Annotated in this window: 14 protein-coding genes and 1 pseudogene; 3 read left to right on the forward strand and 12 right to left on the reverse strand. The window is 40.6% G+C overall.

The features are described 5' to 3' along the window. The first annotated feature begins 19 nt into the window (after positions 1-19). Positions 20-868: an acetolactate decarboxylase gene (budA, locus tag NT178_12120; GenBank protein MCX5813272.1), complete on the forward strand. Its 849-nt coding sequence runs from the start codon at positions 20-22 to the stop codon at positions 866-868. A 24-nt stretch (positions 869-892) separates the two neighbouring features. Here budA and NT178_12125 read toward each other — a convergent pair whose 3' ends face one another. Genes NT178_12125 through NT178_12135 form a run of 3 tightly spaced genes read right to left on the reverse strand, consistent with a single transcriptional unit; the run spans position 893 to position 3,727 of the window. Next, positions 893-1,270, reverse strand: a complete 378-nt coding sequence (locus tag NT178_12125) for a hypothetical protein (GenBank protein MCX5813273.1) — start codon at positions 1,268-1,270, stop codon at positions 893-895. Between the two features lie 2 nt (positions 1,271-1,272). Further along, complete coding sequence (locus NT178_12130) at positions 1,273-2,841, reverse strand: response regulator (protein MCX5813274.1); 1,569 nt, start codon at positions 2,839-2,841, stop codon at positions 1,273-1,275. Continuing rightward, the gene (locus tag NT178_12135; protein ID MCX5813275.1) at positions 2,819-3,727 is read right to left on the reverse strand and encodes a hypothetical protein; all 909 of its coding nucleotides are present in this window, start codon (positions 3,725-3,727) and stop codon (positions 2,819-2,821) included. Before NT178_12135 ends, NT178_12130 begins: the two co-directional genes overlap by 23 nt. A gap of 36 nt (positions 3,728-3,763) precedes the next feature. Between NT178_12135 and NT178_12140 the strand changes: the two genes are divergently transcribed. Beyond that, positions 3,764-4,504, forward strand: coding sequence for a cytochrome c biogenesis protein CcdA (locus NT178_12140; protein MCX5813276.1), 741 nt, complete (start codon positions 3,764-3,766; stop codon positions 4,502-4,504). An 86-nt stretch (positions 4,505-4,590) separates the two neighbouring features. Here the strand turns inward: NT178_12140 and NT178_12145 are convergent, their stop codons facing one another. Continuing rightward, complete coding sequence (locus tag NT178_12145; protein ID MCX5813277.1) at positions 4,591-4,755, reverse strand: hypothetical protein; 165 nt, start codon at positions 4,753-4,755, stop codon at positions 4,591-4,593. 85 nt (positions 4,756-4,840) lie between these two features. Here NT178_12145 and NT178_12150 point away from each other — a divergent pair. Then, positions 4,841-6,134 (forward strand): annotated as a pseudogene (locus NT178_12150) (IS110 family transposase). A gap of 84 nt (positions 6,135-6,218) precedes the next feature. Here the strand turns inward: NT178_12150 and NT178_12155 are convergent. The 8 genes from NT178_12155 to accD form a co-directional block, all read right to left on the reverse strand. Beyond that, positions 6,219-6,923 (reverse strand): UDP-2,3-diacylglucosamine diphosphatase, encoded by a 705-nt coding sequence (locus NT178_12155; protein MCX5813278.1) that lies wholly within the window; start codon positions 6,921-6,923, stop codon positions 6,219-6,221. Between the two features lie 6 nt (positions 6,924-6,929). Then, a complete protein-coding gene (gene rfbD / locus NT178_12160) occupies positions 6,930-7,760 on the reverse strand; it encodes a dTDP-4-dehydrorhamnose reductase (protein ID MCX5813279.1) in 831 nt (276 codons plus the stop codon). Then, positions 7,757-8,761 (reverse strand): dTDP-glucose 4,6-dehydratase, encoded by a 1,005-nt coding sequence (rfbB, locus tag NT178_12165; protein ID MCX5813280.1) that lies wholly within the window; start codon positions 8,759-8,761, stop codon positions 7,757-7,759. The genes rfbD and rfbB overlap by 4 nt, the downstream gene beginning before the upstream one ends. 1 nt (position 8,762) lies before the next feature. After that, positions 8,763-9,218, reverse strand: coding sequence for a dTDP-4-dehydrorhamnose 3,5-epimerase family protein (locus NT178_12170; GenBank protein MCX5813281.1), 456 nt, complete (start codon positions 9,216-9,218; stop codon positions 8,763-8,765). A gap of 101 nt (positions 9,219-9,319) precedes the next feature. After that, positions 9,320-10,057, reverse strand: a complete 738-nt coding sequence (locus NT178_12175) for a sugar phosphate nucleotidyltransferase (GenBank protein ID MCX5813282.1) — start codon at positions 10,055-10,057, stop codon at positions 9,320-9,322. Positions 10,058-10,171: 114 nt separating this feature from the next. Then, on the reverse strand, positions 10,172-12,175 hold the full coding sequence (lptD, locus tag NT178_12180) for an LPS assembly protein LptD (GenBank protein ID MCX5813283.1): 2,004 nt from the start codon (positions 12,173-12,175) through the stop codon (positions 10,172-10,174). Between the two features lie 19 nt (positions 12,176-12,194). After that, on the reverse strand, positions 12,195-13,460 hold the full coding sequence (locus NT178_12185) for a bifunctional folylpolyglutamate synthase/dihydrofolate synthase (protein ID MCX5813284.1): 1,266 nt from the start codon (positions 13,458-13,460) through the stop codon (positions 12,195-12,197). Continuing rightward, positions 13,457-14,320, reverse strand: coding sequence for an acetyl-CoA carboxylase, carboxyltransferase subunit beta (accD, locus tag NT178_12190; protein ID MCX5813285.1), 864 nt, complete (start codon positions 14,318-14,320; stop codon positions 13,457-13,459). The genes NT178_12185 and accD overlap by 4 nt, the downstream gene beginning before the upstream one ends. Positions 14,321-14,333: the final 13 nt, after the last annotated feature.

Genomic DNA, 14,333 nt, shown 5'->3' on the forward strand with positions numbered 1-14,333 from the left:
AAAAAAGGGGGGTGTAACAATGTCCGGCAATCAATACCTTTCAAGACTTGAGCTTCATTTGTCTGATGAACTCCTTATAAAGTTAAAAAATGCAACTGAACGCACAGGTTGTTCAGAAGCAGAGCTTGTCGACCGGGCGCTTCGTAGATTCTTCAATGATAAACAGGCCGGTATCTCCGTCTATCTTTCTGCACCAATCAATGCTCTTGTAGAAGGTTTTTATGTAGAGAACACAACAATAGCCGATATAAAAAGACACGGCGATTTTGGTCTGGGAACCTTCAATTATCTGGACGGGGAAATGGTTTTGCTTGACGGCATTGTCTACCAGATCAGATCTGACGGATATGTTTATAACATCGGGGACAATGAGCAATCACCTTTTGCCTGTGTGACCTTTTTTAATCCTGATACATTTGACGATATCAGCGGCAGTATCGATTCAACAGATTTTTATAGCTTCCTTAACAATCTCATACCTTCAGAGAATATGCTTTACGCTATTCGTATAGACGGTATCTTCAACCACGTAAGAACAAGGGCTGTTCCAAAATCCCAAAATTACAGGCCTCTTGTGGAAGCAACAAAAAATCAGCCTGTTTTTGATTTCCACGATGTTGAGGGTTCTTTGGCAGGCTTCTATACACCGCGCTTTATGGAATCTCTAAATGCCCCCGGCTATCACATGCACTTCCTCACAGAAGACCGCCGGCATGGAGGACATTTAATTGAATGCTCATTAAAAAAGGCACGCATAGGCATTCAACATGTACCCAAATTGGAAGTAGGGTTGCCCATTACACTTGATTATCTTACTGCTGATCTGACGCGGGATATCGGTAAGGATTTAGATAAAGCAGAGAGATAAAAAAATCCATAAAGGAGAAATTATTTATTCGACACTTCCGTACAAGGGAAAATGCATGCGTATCTTTTCTTCAATGTCGTTTATTATGATTTGAGCAAGGTCTAAGGGCATTTGCGCCTTCTGCCAGCCTTGTGGTCCGTACTCCAGCCTTTCAATATCTATCATAAAAAAGTTAGCTATTCTCGCAGGTCTCCATGTAAGCATTGCCTTTATTGTTTCCAGGACTGCATCTTCTACTTCTATTCCCCCTTTTTCATATCCCCATTGCGCAAGTTGAACATAATAAAGTGATGCAGGGTCCGGTTTTATACCTGTTTCGCCAAGCATTTCCTTTGCCTTTTCATTAACGGGCATACCGTTCAACGTGTTAATATCTATTAATAGTCTTTCCTGATCTTCCATGCTCACCTTTCTTCATCATAGTTTGAATCAAGCACTTCTCTGACCTTTTTGGAAAGCTCATCTATACTGAAAGGCTTTTGTATAAATGACTTGCATCCCTGTTTCATGATACCGGCTGCCTGACCATTCAGACTATATCCGCTCGACAGGATCACCTTGACATAAGGATTTATTATTTTCATAAGCGCAAAAGCCTCTCCACCGCCTATATCCGGCATGATCATATCAAGAATAACTATATCTATTTCTTCTTTTTTCGACCTGTATATTTCAACAGCATCCTCCCCGCTACTTGCTGTTATCACCTTATAACCCAATGTTTCAAGAAGTTCCCTGCAAACGCTTATTACCGCAGCTTCATCATCTACTATGAGGATATTCTCACTTCCTTTTATAGCTCGTACCGATTTCTTGTTCCTTTCAACTTCTTTCACCAAAGCGGGGAGGTAAACATTAAACGTTGTTCCATGACCTTTTTCACTATAAACGTTGATAAAGCCAAGATGATTTTTAATAATGCCATAGATGGATGCAAGCCCGAGGCCTGAGCCTCTGCCCATCTCTTTTGTGGTAAAAAAAGGCTCAAAAATCCTTTCCCTTGTCCTCTCATCCATACCCGGTCCTGTATCAGTTACAGAAACCTTTACATATTCTCCAGGCTTTACAGTATAAGGTTTTACATAACCTTCATCGAGAGTAATGTTCTTTGTTTCAATATAGAGATCGCCTCCGGCAGGCATGGACTGCCAGGCATTTACGTAAAGATTAAACATCACCTGCTCGATTTGCCCATGGTCTACTTCAACGATATAAATGTCCCTTGCCTTTTTATAGTGTACTGTAATATCCTTTTTCGTACGGCCAAACATCGTAGAAGTTTTATGAATGACTTCATTTAAGTCCACCTGCTTAACTTCATATTTTCCACCCCGTGCAAATCCAAGGAGTTGTCTCGTCAGGTCGGCGCCGTTCCTTACAAGATCCTCTATGCTCTTTAACTTGTCATAATGAGGATGATTGGGTTCCATGCTGTAAAGAACGAGCGATGCATATCCCTGTATTCCCATGAGGAGGTTGTTAAAATCATGGGCTATACCACCGGCAAGCGTGCCTACTGCTTCCATTTTTTGTGATTGAATAAACTGAGATTCGAGCCGTTTACGTTCGGTAATATCTTCCGCTATACATTCATAATAGAGTATTTTACCGGAAGCATCACGAACAGTACGTATATTCATTGAAAGCCATATCTTGCTTTTGTCCTTTCGGTATAGCTGGATTTCATATCCTTTTAAGATGTTCTTCGTCTTCAATATTTTTATAAAACCCTTAAAATCTTCAGGGTTCACAAACAGTTCTTGTCCGATATTATTAATACTCCCGATCATTTCTTCGGGCGATTCAAAACCGTGCATACGGGCTAATGACCTGTTTGCATTAAGATATTTACCTTCCAAGGCAACTTGAGCAATACCCATAATGGCATTTTCATAAAAATCTCGATATGCTTCTTCGGTTTGTTTTATCCTTTCTTTTGACTGGTCATGATCATACATCCCTGAGTTTTTCATGAATAACCCCGTACCTTACCCCCTTAGTACTTACAATCAAATTATCAATTTCAAAATATACCATAATTTCTCTTAAAAACATAATCCCCTGTAGCAAAATATCTTCCCTGCCCCTCTCCATGCCCTTTATAGCGCTTCGACCGGATGTATCCATGTTTTTCATCAAATCAATTAATATGTCAATATCTTTTAAAATTATCCTGGCAGTGTGGACTTTATCCTTATCAAAGATTTCAAGGCCAAGGAGAATGCCTGTCAGGTTTGTAATTGTCCCTCCTGCGCCTACAAGGCTACTCCCACAACCATCAAAAGGCAACCTGTGTAATAAACCCTTTGCGTAATCTGCCAACAAAGATAGTTCATCCTTAAGCGGAGGATCATGTTTAATAAACATTTCCGTAAGCTTGACGGTACCGGTAGGCAGCGAGATAAAATCTAAAAATCCCTGGCCGTTCCCTTTTATGATTTCCGTGCTTCCGCCACCGATATCTATAACAATAAGGTTTTCGTCTTTAATCAATTTATCATTTTTTACAGAAAGATACGTATAATAGGCTTCATCATGCTCGCTTATAATTCTGATAGTGAGTTTAAGCTTCTCCCTGACCATTTTTAAAAAAACTTCTGCATTCCCTGCTTCCCTTAAAGCACTTGTACCTACACATAAAATTTCGTGAACATCATTTTCATCTATTATCTTTTTGTACTCTTCAAGAGCACAAAAAGTCCTTATCATCGCATCATCGCAGATACATCCTTTTTCCTTCAGGCCTTCCCCGAGCCTTGTTATGGTGGAAATATCAAGGATATCCGATATCCCTTTGTCCACTTCTGCAATAAGCAACAATACTGTATTTGTTCCCACATCAATGGAAGCATATTTCATTTGACAACCTCTTTTAAAATAAATATTATAGCCTCTATGATTTCAGGAGGTATAATCTCTTTCATAGATTTTAGCGGAATAGTCGCCTTCGGCTCAGGTCTTTTGTCTTTTTTCAGTCTCTGTGTCCTGCCTCTGATCCCATCCTATTTAATTTTTATCAGCGGGATAACGTTTGATAATTATAATGAACTTGAAACAAAAAAATACAGAAAAATCGTCCTCATACACTCCCTGGCTTTTGCTGCCGGTTTTTCATTTGTTTTTGTAGCACTTGGGCTGTCATCTTCCATTATTGGTGGTATTCTGTCTGAATACCAATCATATATCACAAAAATTGGTGGCGTGTTACTTGTAATCATGGGTCTTTTTTATCTGAACATTATAAATATACCCATTATGAACCGGGAAAAGGTTATCCATCTTAAAGAAAAGCCTCTTGGCATTTTTGGTTCATTCATTGTGGGAATAACATTTTCTTTCGGCTGGACGCCTTGTATCGGACCAGCACTATCTTCCATACTGATCATTGCTTCGGCTGCAAAAAACATTTGGAAGGGCGCCTACCTTCTCAGCCTTTACTCGTTGGGGCTTGCGATTCCTTTTATCATGTCCGCCCTACTTTTTGACAGGCTCCTCGGCTTCTTAAAAAAATTCGGGTACTTAGTCAAATACTCAATGAAGATATTAGGTGTGCTCCTGATAATAATCGGTATTTTGCTCTTCACTTCTTATTTCAGTACGTTAAGCCTCTGGGTGGGACAGTTGTTCCCTTTGTAGCCCATCAGGTGGTTAACATAATGCCCCCTACCCCTTTAGCACCTTATAAAAACTGACATCCGGATAGGCACTTTCTTTATCGAACATTAGTAAGCAATCGTTGAACCATTCAGGATTGATATTACGGCATCCGGGATGATGAGGCCGTATCGCCATTGGTGCTTTATGCCCGTTGAATAGCGTGGTCCGGGAGTTGGCAAATTTGTCATTGGTGAAGCATATGCTATCCCGTTCAGAAGAGAGTCGTACATCGACAACTTCCCTTTCCGGTCATGCCGATTATATATTTCAGAGGTCGGATTGATGAAACAGAAAAAGTCCGTAAGGAAAAAGGAAATGAATCTCCCGAAGCATCTTGAACATATCAACCGTTATGCAGCAGGTATCGACATTGTTTCCAGGAGCCACTTCGTAGCTGTTCCCGAGGGAACCGATAATAAGCTTGTCCGCGAATTTTCAACCTTCACCGGAGATCTTGAAAAACTGGCTGAATGGTTGATCTCCTGCGGCGTTACCACAGTTGCAATGGAATCCACCGGTGTGTACTGGATACCGGTCTTTGAGATTCTTGAGAGTCACGGACTTGAGGTCAAATTGGTTAACGCCCGTCATGTCAAGAATGTTCCCGGCAGAAAAAGCGATGTACCGGATTGCCAGTGGCTTCAGCAACTGCATACCTACGGATTGCTCCATGGGGCTTTCCGTCCCGCAGATGAGGTCTGCACACTTCGTGCCTATGTACGTCAAAGAAGTACGCTGTTACGCAGCGCTGCATCGTATATACAACGAATGCAGAAGGCATTGACCCAGATGAATCTGCAACTCCACAATGTGGTGACAGACATTACCGGCACAACCGGCATGCGGATCATCAAGGCCATTCTCAATGGTGAACGTAACCCTGACACTCTTGCGTCCATGCGCTATCCTCGATGCAAGAATAGTATCGTAACGATAGCCCGTTCCCTGAAAGGCAACTACCGTACTGAACATCTCTTCAGTTTACAACAAGCATTTGAACTATATGAGGTTTACCAGACGAAGATAGCCGATTGCGATCAACAAATACTGGCCCAACTGAAAAGCTTTGATGATTCCTCAAACGATGCACCCACCGTTAAAGTGGAAGATGCACTGATACGTATGTCAGGGGTTGACCTGACGAGCATCAACGGCATTGATACAACTACGGCGCTCAAGATACTTGCCGAGATCGGCACTGATATGAGCCGCTGGAAATCACCGAAGCACTTTGCCTCATGGCTTGGTCTCTCTCCCGGTGCTAAAATCAGCGGCGGCAAGGTCTTAAGCAGCGCCACCAAGCCGTTTGCCAATAAAGCTGCTGCAGCGTTGCGCATGGCTGCTTTTACCTTGTTTAATTCAAAGAGTGCGCTCGGTGCATATTTAGACGACAACGGGCACGAATGGGTGCCCCCAAGGCAATAACCGCTACTGCCCATAAACTGGCTCGTCTTATACCATGCTTACACACGGAACTTCCTATGTTGATGCCGGTCAGGAATATTATGAAAAACGCTATCGGTCCCGGGTTATACAAAATCTGAAACGGAAAGCTCAGGAATTGGGGTTTGAACTGGTAACAGTACAAAAGGCAAATGTTGTTTTATGAAACTAATAATTTTGAATGGTTAAAGTTAAGTTACTCAGAAGTGAACAGCCAAACATTTAATACGATGAAAGGCAGCAATGCGGTTTATGAGTACTTTTTTATTTCGAACCCTGTTTCGGTGTTATATTCCACATATGTTGAGGACTTGATAATATCGCCTGTATTAAGATAGTATTTTTTTGTGTTTTCTGAATTGTACTCCATTTTATCGGGTATGTGTGAGTGTGCAAGTATAACAGCATCATAGCCGTCGTCAAACTTTTTTAGGGCGAATTGTCTGAAGAGATCCATTACGTTTTTAATGAAGGGTTTTGTCTTCCTGGATAAAAATGCTCCTGAAATTGCAGCAATTTTCCATGTAAGGACCGGCCCGAACATATCCATTATTCCATAAATAAAAGGGGTTTTCAGGGCTTTGACAAGATAATTTCTCTTTATTTGATAGCCGTGGGTAATTAAAAACTTTTTGTTGTCAATATCTATGGTCAGCTCGTCCATGCATTTGATGCCCGTATATGTTTCGAAAAAGCTGCCCATGTGAAATTCATGATTTCCTTCTATGAAGTATACACGTTTACCTTTGGCAGCAGTGGTTTTCAGCGCATCTATGACTTCCTTATACCAGGGGTAGATGTACCCGTCATAGCCGTGGTAGAATTCAAATAAGTCTCCGACGATAACCAGCATGTCTGCATCTTGACATACATCATTGATAAATCGAACGAGAAAACCTGTTCTTCCATCATCTTTTTTGTTGAGATGGGCATCGGAAAAAAAGATTATTCTCATGATTGTTTAGCTCAGGTACTCTTTGAGGGCTTCCTGCCAGCTTCTCATGACAATACCTGTGTCTCTTTGAAATTTGGAACAATCGTAAACTGAATAGACGGGCCTTCTTGCCCTTCTGTTAAGCCGGGCAGATGTAATCGGTTTGACCTCTATTTCCATATGAAGCTGTGAAAAAATTTCCCTGGCAAACTCAAACCAGGTGCATGAGCCCCTGTTTGCAATATGGTAAATCCCTGAATTATTATTTTCAATGAGGGTTTTTAACGGAAGCGCCAGGTCTTTTGCGTATGTAGGCATGCCCCTTTGATCATCAACCACTTCAACCATACCCTTTTCATCTGCTATTTTTGTGATTTTCGTTATAAAGTTTTCTCCGCCGTCCCCGTACAGCCATTGAGCCCTTATTATGAGGGATGACGGATTTTTCTCCATCACGTTTCTCTCACCTGCGAGTTTTGTCATACCGTATACGGATTGTGGATCAGGGGTGTCTTCTTCAGTGTAAGGAGCGCCTTTCTTACCGTTAAATACGTAATCGGTGCTTAAATGAACAAGTTTCACATGATATTTTTCACAGGCTTCTGCGATAAAACCGGGCGCTTCTCCGTTTACTATCCGGGCAAGCTCAACACTATCTTCACAGCCGTCAACGTTTGTAATTGCTGCAAGGTTTATAACTGCATCCGGCAAATATTGTTGTAAAAATTCTTTACCTTTTTCTTTATCCGCAATATCCCACTCGTCAATGTCTACGGTGATCACTTTGTGGCAGGCGCTGAGATGCGTTAAAATATTTTTTGCTATTAAGCCTTTGCCTCCGATTATAATAATTTTCATCTGTTTTTATACATCATGTCGTAATATTCCAGATATGCGCCGCTTTTTATCCGCTCCCACCATGATCTGTTTTCGATATACCATTTTACCGTATCTTCCATGCCCTTTTCAAAGCTCATTTTTGTTTGAAAACCCAGCTCTTTTTTAATCTTGGTCTGGTCTATTGCATATCTCCTGTCGTGGCCGGGTCTGTCTGTTACATATTTTATCAGAGAGTGTGGTTTTCCGAGGATGTCCAGAATCAATTTAACTATATCGATGTTTGCTTTCTCGCTTTCCCCGCCAATGTTGTAGACGTTTCCGACTGTGCCTTTATGCAATACCGTATCTATAGCTGCGCAGTGGTCTAAGACGTGTATCCAGTCTCTTACATTCATGCCGTCTCCATAAACGGGCAATTCGATGTTTTCAAGGGCATTTGTGATTATCAATGGAATTAATTTTTCCGGAAACTGATACGGGCCATAATTGTTTGAACACCTTGTTATCATTACGGGTGTTTTAAAAGTTTTGAAATATGCCATTGCGAGCATGTCGGCTGATGTTTTGGATGCAGAATAGGGGCTGTTCGGAGCAAGAGGCGTATCCTCACGGAATTTCCCTTCTTTGCCGAGGGAACCGTAGACCTCGTCCGTTGAGATTTGTATGAATTTCTTAACCGCCTTTTTCTTTGCTATTTCGAGGAGATTGAATGTACCATTAATGTTTGTCTTTATGAATGTATCAGGGTCTATAATGCTTCTGTCCACATGGGATTCTGCTGCAAAATTGACAACCGTATCTATGTTTATCTCGAATACTTTTTCCAGATCAGGTTTGCTTGCAATATCACCTTTTATAAAAGTGTACCGTTTGTCATGCTCTATGCCTTTCAGATTTTCGAGGTTGCCGGCATAGGTAAGCTTGTCGAGGTTTATTATGTTATAGGGGTATATCGAGAGCATATAGTTGATAAAATTGCTCCCTATAAAACCGCAGCCCCCTGTAACGAGAATATTTATGTTATCCATCTTTCCTCTCCCAGTTGTATGGTATATCATTTTTATGCGGGTCTAACCTGTATTCATCAGGTTTTTCCCTGTTATATGGTTCGGTTGGAACATTTATTACGATGGCTTCTTCAACGCTCACGCATTTCCAACCGTGATAAACCGCTTTTGGGACTTTAACGAGGGATGGATTGAACTCGCCGATAAAGAATTCGTTGATCTCTCCCTTTGTAGGTGAATCATCTCTGTTATCATATAGTACGAGTTTCAGCATACCCTTTATGCATACGATAAAATCATCCTGCTCCTTATGATAATGCCATGCCTTGACTACAGATGGATATGTAGTTGATAAGTATACCTGGCCGAATTTTGTGAATATCTCTTCGTTGCATTTAAGTATCTCCATCAGCCTTCCTCTTTCATCGGGTATATATTTTAGCTGTTTTACAATTACGTCCTTTATCATCAGACCTCCAATTCTTTAACTGCAGTCGATAGTCGTTAGTGAACAGTGAAAAGCTTTTCTGCTAACGACTATTCACCATATACTATTCACTGCCTTTTTAGTTATTCACTGTCTTTTTTATTTGCTCCTGTCTGGGAGACGAGTATATTGGCGCGCAGCAGTGATTCAAATGTGCCTGCATCTGTCCACCAGCCCTGGAGCATCTCCCATGTCATTTTTTCTTCTTTTACATATGCGTTATTTACGTCTGTAATCTCGAATTCACCCCTGTCCGATGGTCTAAGCGTCTTTACTATGTCAAAAACACGTGGATCATACATATAAATACCGATGACTGCAAGGTTGCTTGTCGGCTGTCTGGGTTTTTCTACAATATTGACCAGCCTGTTATTTTCTATCTGTGCCACCCCGAACCGTTCCGGATCAGGTACTTCTTTCAGCAGAATCTTTGCACCTTCTTCCTGGGTCTCGAAATCCTTTACTGCTTTAATGATATTCCTTTCTATAATGTTGTCTCCAAGGATAACGCATATCTTCTGCCGGTCTGCAAAGTATTCGGCAAGAGACAGGGCATCAGCAATACCGCCTTCGCCTTCCTGATAGGTGTAGTTGATATGTTTTAAACCAAAGTCCATACCGTTTCCAAGGAGCCTTAAAAAATCTCCTGCATGATTTCCGCCGGTGACTATCATGATATCTGTTATGCCGGCGTTAATAAGTGTTTCTATGGGATAATAGATCATTGGTTTGCCGTATATTGGCAACAGGTGTTTATTCGTAATCTTTGTAAGAGGGTGTAGTCTTGTTCCGAGACCACCCGCAAGTATAATTCCTTTCATAAATGCCTCCTGTATAAATCAAGAGAATATGAGCTTGAGAAGATGAGAAGTTGCTAATATTTTCAACCTTTCAACTTCCTGACCTTGCAGTTTACTCTTTTAAACTCAGATGCGTCACCTTGTTGTAATGCCAGCCAAGTCAAAGGACAGTCTGACAGTCGTATCCCTCGGTCTTGTTGACTGGATAAGAGTAAGCGTTGTTGCCCAGCAATTAGGACGGTATGTAATCTGATACAATGTATCTATCCACGTGCTCTCCATAAAGGAATATCTCATCTGGTATTTACCTTCAAAATATTTATATTTGCCGCCAAGATCGTAATAGAGTTCATTGGTTAACTGATTTGTATAATTATGGGTAACGCTAATATTGTATAAATCTTGTATTTTGTGACTCAAGGAATTCCTCATAACCTTTAGGCCGTCACCGCCTGTACTTAATATACTTTCATTTTTATAAGTAAGATTGTTCTTAGGATATAATGTTAATCTTGCTGATATATCGGAAAAGCGCCCACCGGATCCCTCGTAAAGTGTTGAAGGACTGAGGCCTCCGGAAATCCCGTAAGTCTGCTCGATTTCGAAAAGCGATATTTCCCTTGATCCCTCTGGGGTAAAAGCATTCAGGTAGTGGTTCAATGAATATGTTAAAGTGTTTGTCTGGTAAAGCCTGTCGGACGAATCAATCAAGGGGATATCAGTAAAGGATGTATTTGGTATGAATGTGTATTTTAGTTGCGGTTTTATAAGGCTCTGCATTTCACCGAGATTAAAGATTTCCGTATGATAATTTCTGAATAATTGAGTATTCATATTTGCCTCAATCTTGGCAGTCTGGTGGAGTTTTGTATCTTTGTTGTTTTTTTCGGCAGCATTGATGAGATAAGCCGTTTCGTATAGAGTACCGTTGATGAGGAAATTTATGCCGTTGGAAGAAAAAGGCAGTCTCAAGCTTGGCTCAAAGTTCAACCTTGAGTACGCATCCCCCTTTTCCCTGTAAAAATTTGTGAAGTCAACGCGTGTATCGGTATAAAATGTCTCTTTTATAACAGGAATATACTCTGTGAAAAAGGATGCAAAAGGTAAATATTTGAATGTATAATCGTTATTTTTTTGCGTAATATCATTAAAATAGGACATCTCATATGTAAGAAGCGATTTGGGCAGCGGTTTTTCAACGTAAGCGGTTGATTTCACCATGTTTTCACTTCTTTCCTGTACACTTAATCCAAAATCCTTGAGGTAATTATAATCGGAAACATGATTGGCGTTTATTTTGAAAACCATATCTTTGCCAATAACTTGCTCATGCCTGCCCTTAATCTGATATCGGGTATTACCATAATCATTATCTTGTATGATTGAGGAATACCATTCTCCCTTCATGTCTTCCCTGAGTGCATACCTGAATTCGGCACCCGGCTTAATCCCTCTGTTTGCTATATAATCAAGGTAGAATGTGGCATCTTTATCCTTCGATATGGCCCAGAAATATGAATTTTTTATAACTGCGCCATCCCTGCTTGACAGCCTCACTATAGGCATAAGAAATCCGGACTGTCTTTCTGTTTTTACGGGGAAAATACCCCAGGGCATATACATAACAGTCTGATTTAAGATTTGGAATTCTGCGCCTTTTGTTTTTGCGTAACCTTCAGCAGTCAGATCTACGTCTTTTGCAATAAATTTCCAGGCAGGCCTATCCCCTTCGCAGGTAGTCATTTCACCGTTTTTAATGGTGTATGTCGCTTCACCTACTTTTTCTATCTCTGTGCCGGTGATATTGAAATCACCTTTTTTTATGAATATTTTCCCCTTCTCTATCTTGCCCATTTTAGTAATAAGGTTTAAATGCAGTGTGTTGCACTCAACTATGTCTTCTCCTTCACGAAGAACCACATTTCCTTCTGCAAATATCTCCTGTGTATTTTTATTATATGTAACATAATCGGCGTTTAACAGCCTTGTTCCTTCCTTAAGCTCAACCTTTCCTCTGGCAGTGTACGTGTTCTGTTCTTTATCCTGCTCAAGGGAATATGCCGATATATCTATTTGGGTTATGGAAGAAGACTTGTAATCCGGCTGTTTTCCGAAAACTAAAATAGGTGCTGTGATCATAAAAATAACAATTATAGTTTTAAAAAATTTCATCAATGATTGCCTTTGCCTCCCCGATTGTATAAAACGATCCCGTTACAAGGATCAGACTGTTTTCATCGGCAATAGTTTTTGCCTTTATCAGAGCACTCCGTACATCTTCTGTAACAAAAGGATTCTTTACGTATCCTTCCATTTCATCAGGCGGCAGAGCTCTTTCCGTCGCCGGTTTTGTAAGAATGACTGCATCTGTAAATGGTACTATTTTTTCAATAATCTTTCTACAATCTTTATCCTTCATAACACCGAAAATCAATATTTTCTTTTTATCAGTATAGTGAGATTTAAAAAACTCTGCAAGAACGTGTGCGCTATCAGGGTTGTGCGCACCGTCGAGAATAATGGTGGGGTTTTCATTCACTACTTCAAGCCTGCCCTGCCATTTGATACTTGCGAGGGCCTTACGCATGGAATCTTCATTAATTGAGAATCCGGAGGACGACAATACCTCGGCAGCGCACAAGGATATTGCCCCATTGATAAACTGATGGTCTCCCATGAGATTTATCGAAAGATTATCAATATTCTTCTTGATGCCTGCGTAAGACATCATCTGATCCCCGGTCTTTTTATAGGAAAAGTCTCTGTGAAGCTTATATACCGGGGAGTCGAGTTTTTTGGCTGTTGCCTCAATTATCTTTGCAGATGTACCCTGTGCCCCGGTTATAACGGGTGTATTGCCTTTTATTATGCCTGCCTTCTCTTTTGTTATATCAGCAATATCTTCTCCAAGGTATTGCATATGGTCATACGATACGTTGGTTATAATACTTATTGCAGGCTCTACCACATTTGTGGAATCAAACCTCCCTCCAAGGCCCACTTCGATAATGGAGATATCCGTTTTTTTCCTGGAAAAATGTTCAAAAGCGAGGGCTGTTGTAAAATCAAAGAAAGTAAAAAATCTCTCCTTGTCTTTTTTTTCAACCTTTTTTTTTATCGTTTCCGTTAGTTCTGCCACTTCTTCTTCCGAAATATCTTCCTCGTTGACAGTGATTCTTTCGGTAAAGGATACAAGATGCGGCGACGTATATTTGCCTACCGTATATCCCGCTTCTTTCAATATGTGCGACAGCATGCTTGCAACAGAGCCTTTGCCGTTTGTGCCTCCAATATGAACAGTTTTAAGGCAGGATTGAGGGTTGTCAATAATGTTGAGCAACCATTTAATATTTTCAAGCCCGAATACCATTCCGAATTTTTCAAGCCCGTAAAGGTATTTCAGAGCATCGGAATATCCTATCATGTTACTAATGAAAGTATCCTTGATAATCCATGTTTCAGTTCTTTTCTTGGCAGAATCATGTCCAGCATCCCGTGCTCAAGAAGAAATTCAGCCCTCTGAAATCCTTGAGGCAGTTCCTCTTTAATTGTATCTTTTATTACCCGCGGGCCTGCAAAGCCGATCATTGCTTTCGGCTCGGCAATTATGATGTCTCCCAACATACCCATACTTGCAGTAACGCCGCCCAGCGTAGGATCTGTAAGAACAACAATATAGGGAATACCCACGGATTTTAATCTGTATATTGCACCGGATACTTTTGACATCTGCATTAGTGACATAATGCCTTCCTGCATACGCGCACCGCCTGATGCACAGAAAATAATAACAGGTAATTTTTGTTTTACCCCTTCTTCAAGTGTCCTCGTGATTTTTTCGCCAACAACAGAACCGAGACTGCCCCCCATAAATGAAAAATCAAAGATGGCTGCCAGCGCATCGATTCCGTTTATTTTTCCTTTTCCGCAAATCATTGCATCGCTCTTTTTTGTTGATTCCTGTGTTTCAGTCAATCTTGCTTTATATGGTTTTGTATCTTTAAATTTAAGGAAATCAACGGGCTCTATTTTATTAAAAAGTTCGGTAAAGGTGTTTTTATCGAAAGTTAATGCAATTCTGTTTTCAATGCTAATGGGAAAATGATAAAAGCATTTCAGGCAAACATGCAGGTTTCTCTCAACTTCTTTTCTGTAAAGGAGTTCCTGACAGGAACTGCATTTTATCCAGAGCGATTCGTCTTTTTCGGCTTTTTTTATTTCCTTTTGGATATCAATTTCTTTATATGGTTTTATGTCTTTTTCTTTCTTTTTAAAAAACCCCATAGCATTTCCTTCT

The organism is Pseudomonadota bacterium (assembly GCA_026388255.1).
In the GTDB taxonomy this organism is placed as follows: Bacteria; Desulfobacterota; Syntrophorhabdia; order Syntrophorhabdales; family Syntrophorhabdaceae; genus JAPLKB01.

What these genes read in the sequence shown, in the direction of transcription:
- budA (MCX5813272.1), top strand. Translation starts at nt 20, where the DNA reads ATGTCCGGCAATCAATACCTTTCAAGACTTGAGCTTCATTTGTCTGAT.
- NT178_12125 (MCX5813273.1), bottom strand. Translation starts at nt 1,270, where the DNA reads ATGGAAGATCAGGAAAGACTATTAATAGATATTAACACGTTGAACGGT.
- NT178_12130 (MCX5813274.1), bottom strand. Translation starts at nt 2,841, where the DNA reads ATGAAAAACTCAGGGATGTATGATCATGACCAGTCAAAAGAAAGGATA.
- NT178_12135 (MCX5813275.1), bottom strand. Translation starts at nt 3,727, where the DNA reads ATGAAATATGCTTCCATTGATGTGGGAACAAATACAGTATTGTTGCTT.
- NT178_12140 (MCX5813276.1), top strand. Translation starts at nt 3,764, where the DNA reads ATGATTTCAGGAGGTATAATCTCTTTCATAGATTTTAGCGGAATAGTC.
- NT178_12145 (MCX5813277.1), bottom strand. Translation starts at nt 4,755, where the DNA reads ATGTACGACTCTCTTCTGAACGGGATAGCATATGCTTCACCAATGACA.
- NT178_12155 (MCX5813278.1), bottom strand. Translation starts at nt 6,923, where the DNA reads ATGAGAATAATCTTTTTTTCCGATGCCCATCTCAACAAAAAAGATGAT.
- rfbD (MCX5813279.1), bottom strand. Translation starts at nt 7,760, where the DNA reads ATGAAAATTATTATAATCGGAGGCAAAGGCTTAATAGCAAAAAATATT.
- NT178_12170 (MCX5813281.1), bottom strand. Translation starts at nt 9,218, where the DNA reads ATGATAAAGGACGTAATTGTAAAACAGCTAAAATATATACCCGATGAA.
- NT178_12175 (MCX5813282.1), bottom strand. Translation starts at nt 10,057, where the DNA reads ATGAAAGGAATTATACTTGCGGGTGGTCTCGGAACAAGACTACACCCT.
- lptD (MCX5813283.1), bottom strand. Translation starts at nt 12,175, where the DNA reads ATGATCACAGCACCTATTTTAGTTTTCGGAAAACAGCCGGATTACAAG.
- NT178_12185 (MCX5813284.1), bottom strand. Translation starts at nt 13,460, where the DNA reads ATGATAGGATATTCCGATGCTCTGAAATACCTTTACGGGCTTGAAAAA.
- accD (MCX5813285.1), bottom strand. Translation starts at nt 14,320, where the DNA reads ATGGGGTTTTTTAAAAAGAAAGAAAAAGACATAAAACCATATAAAGAA.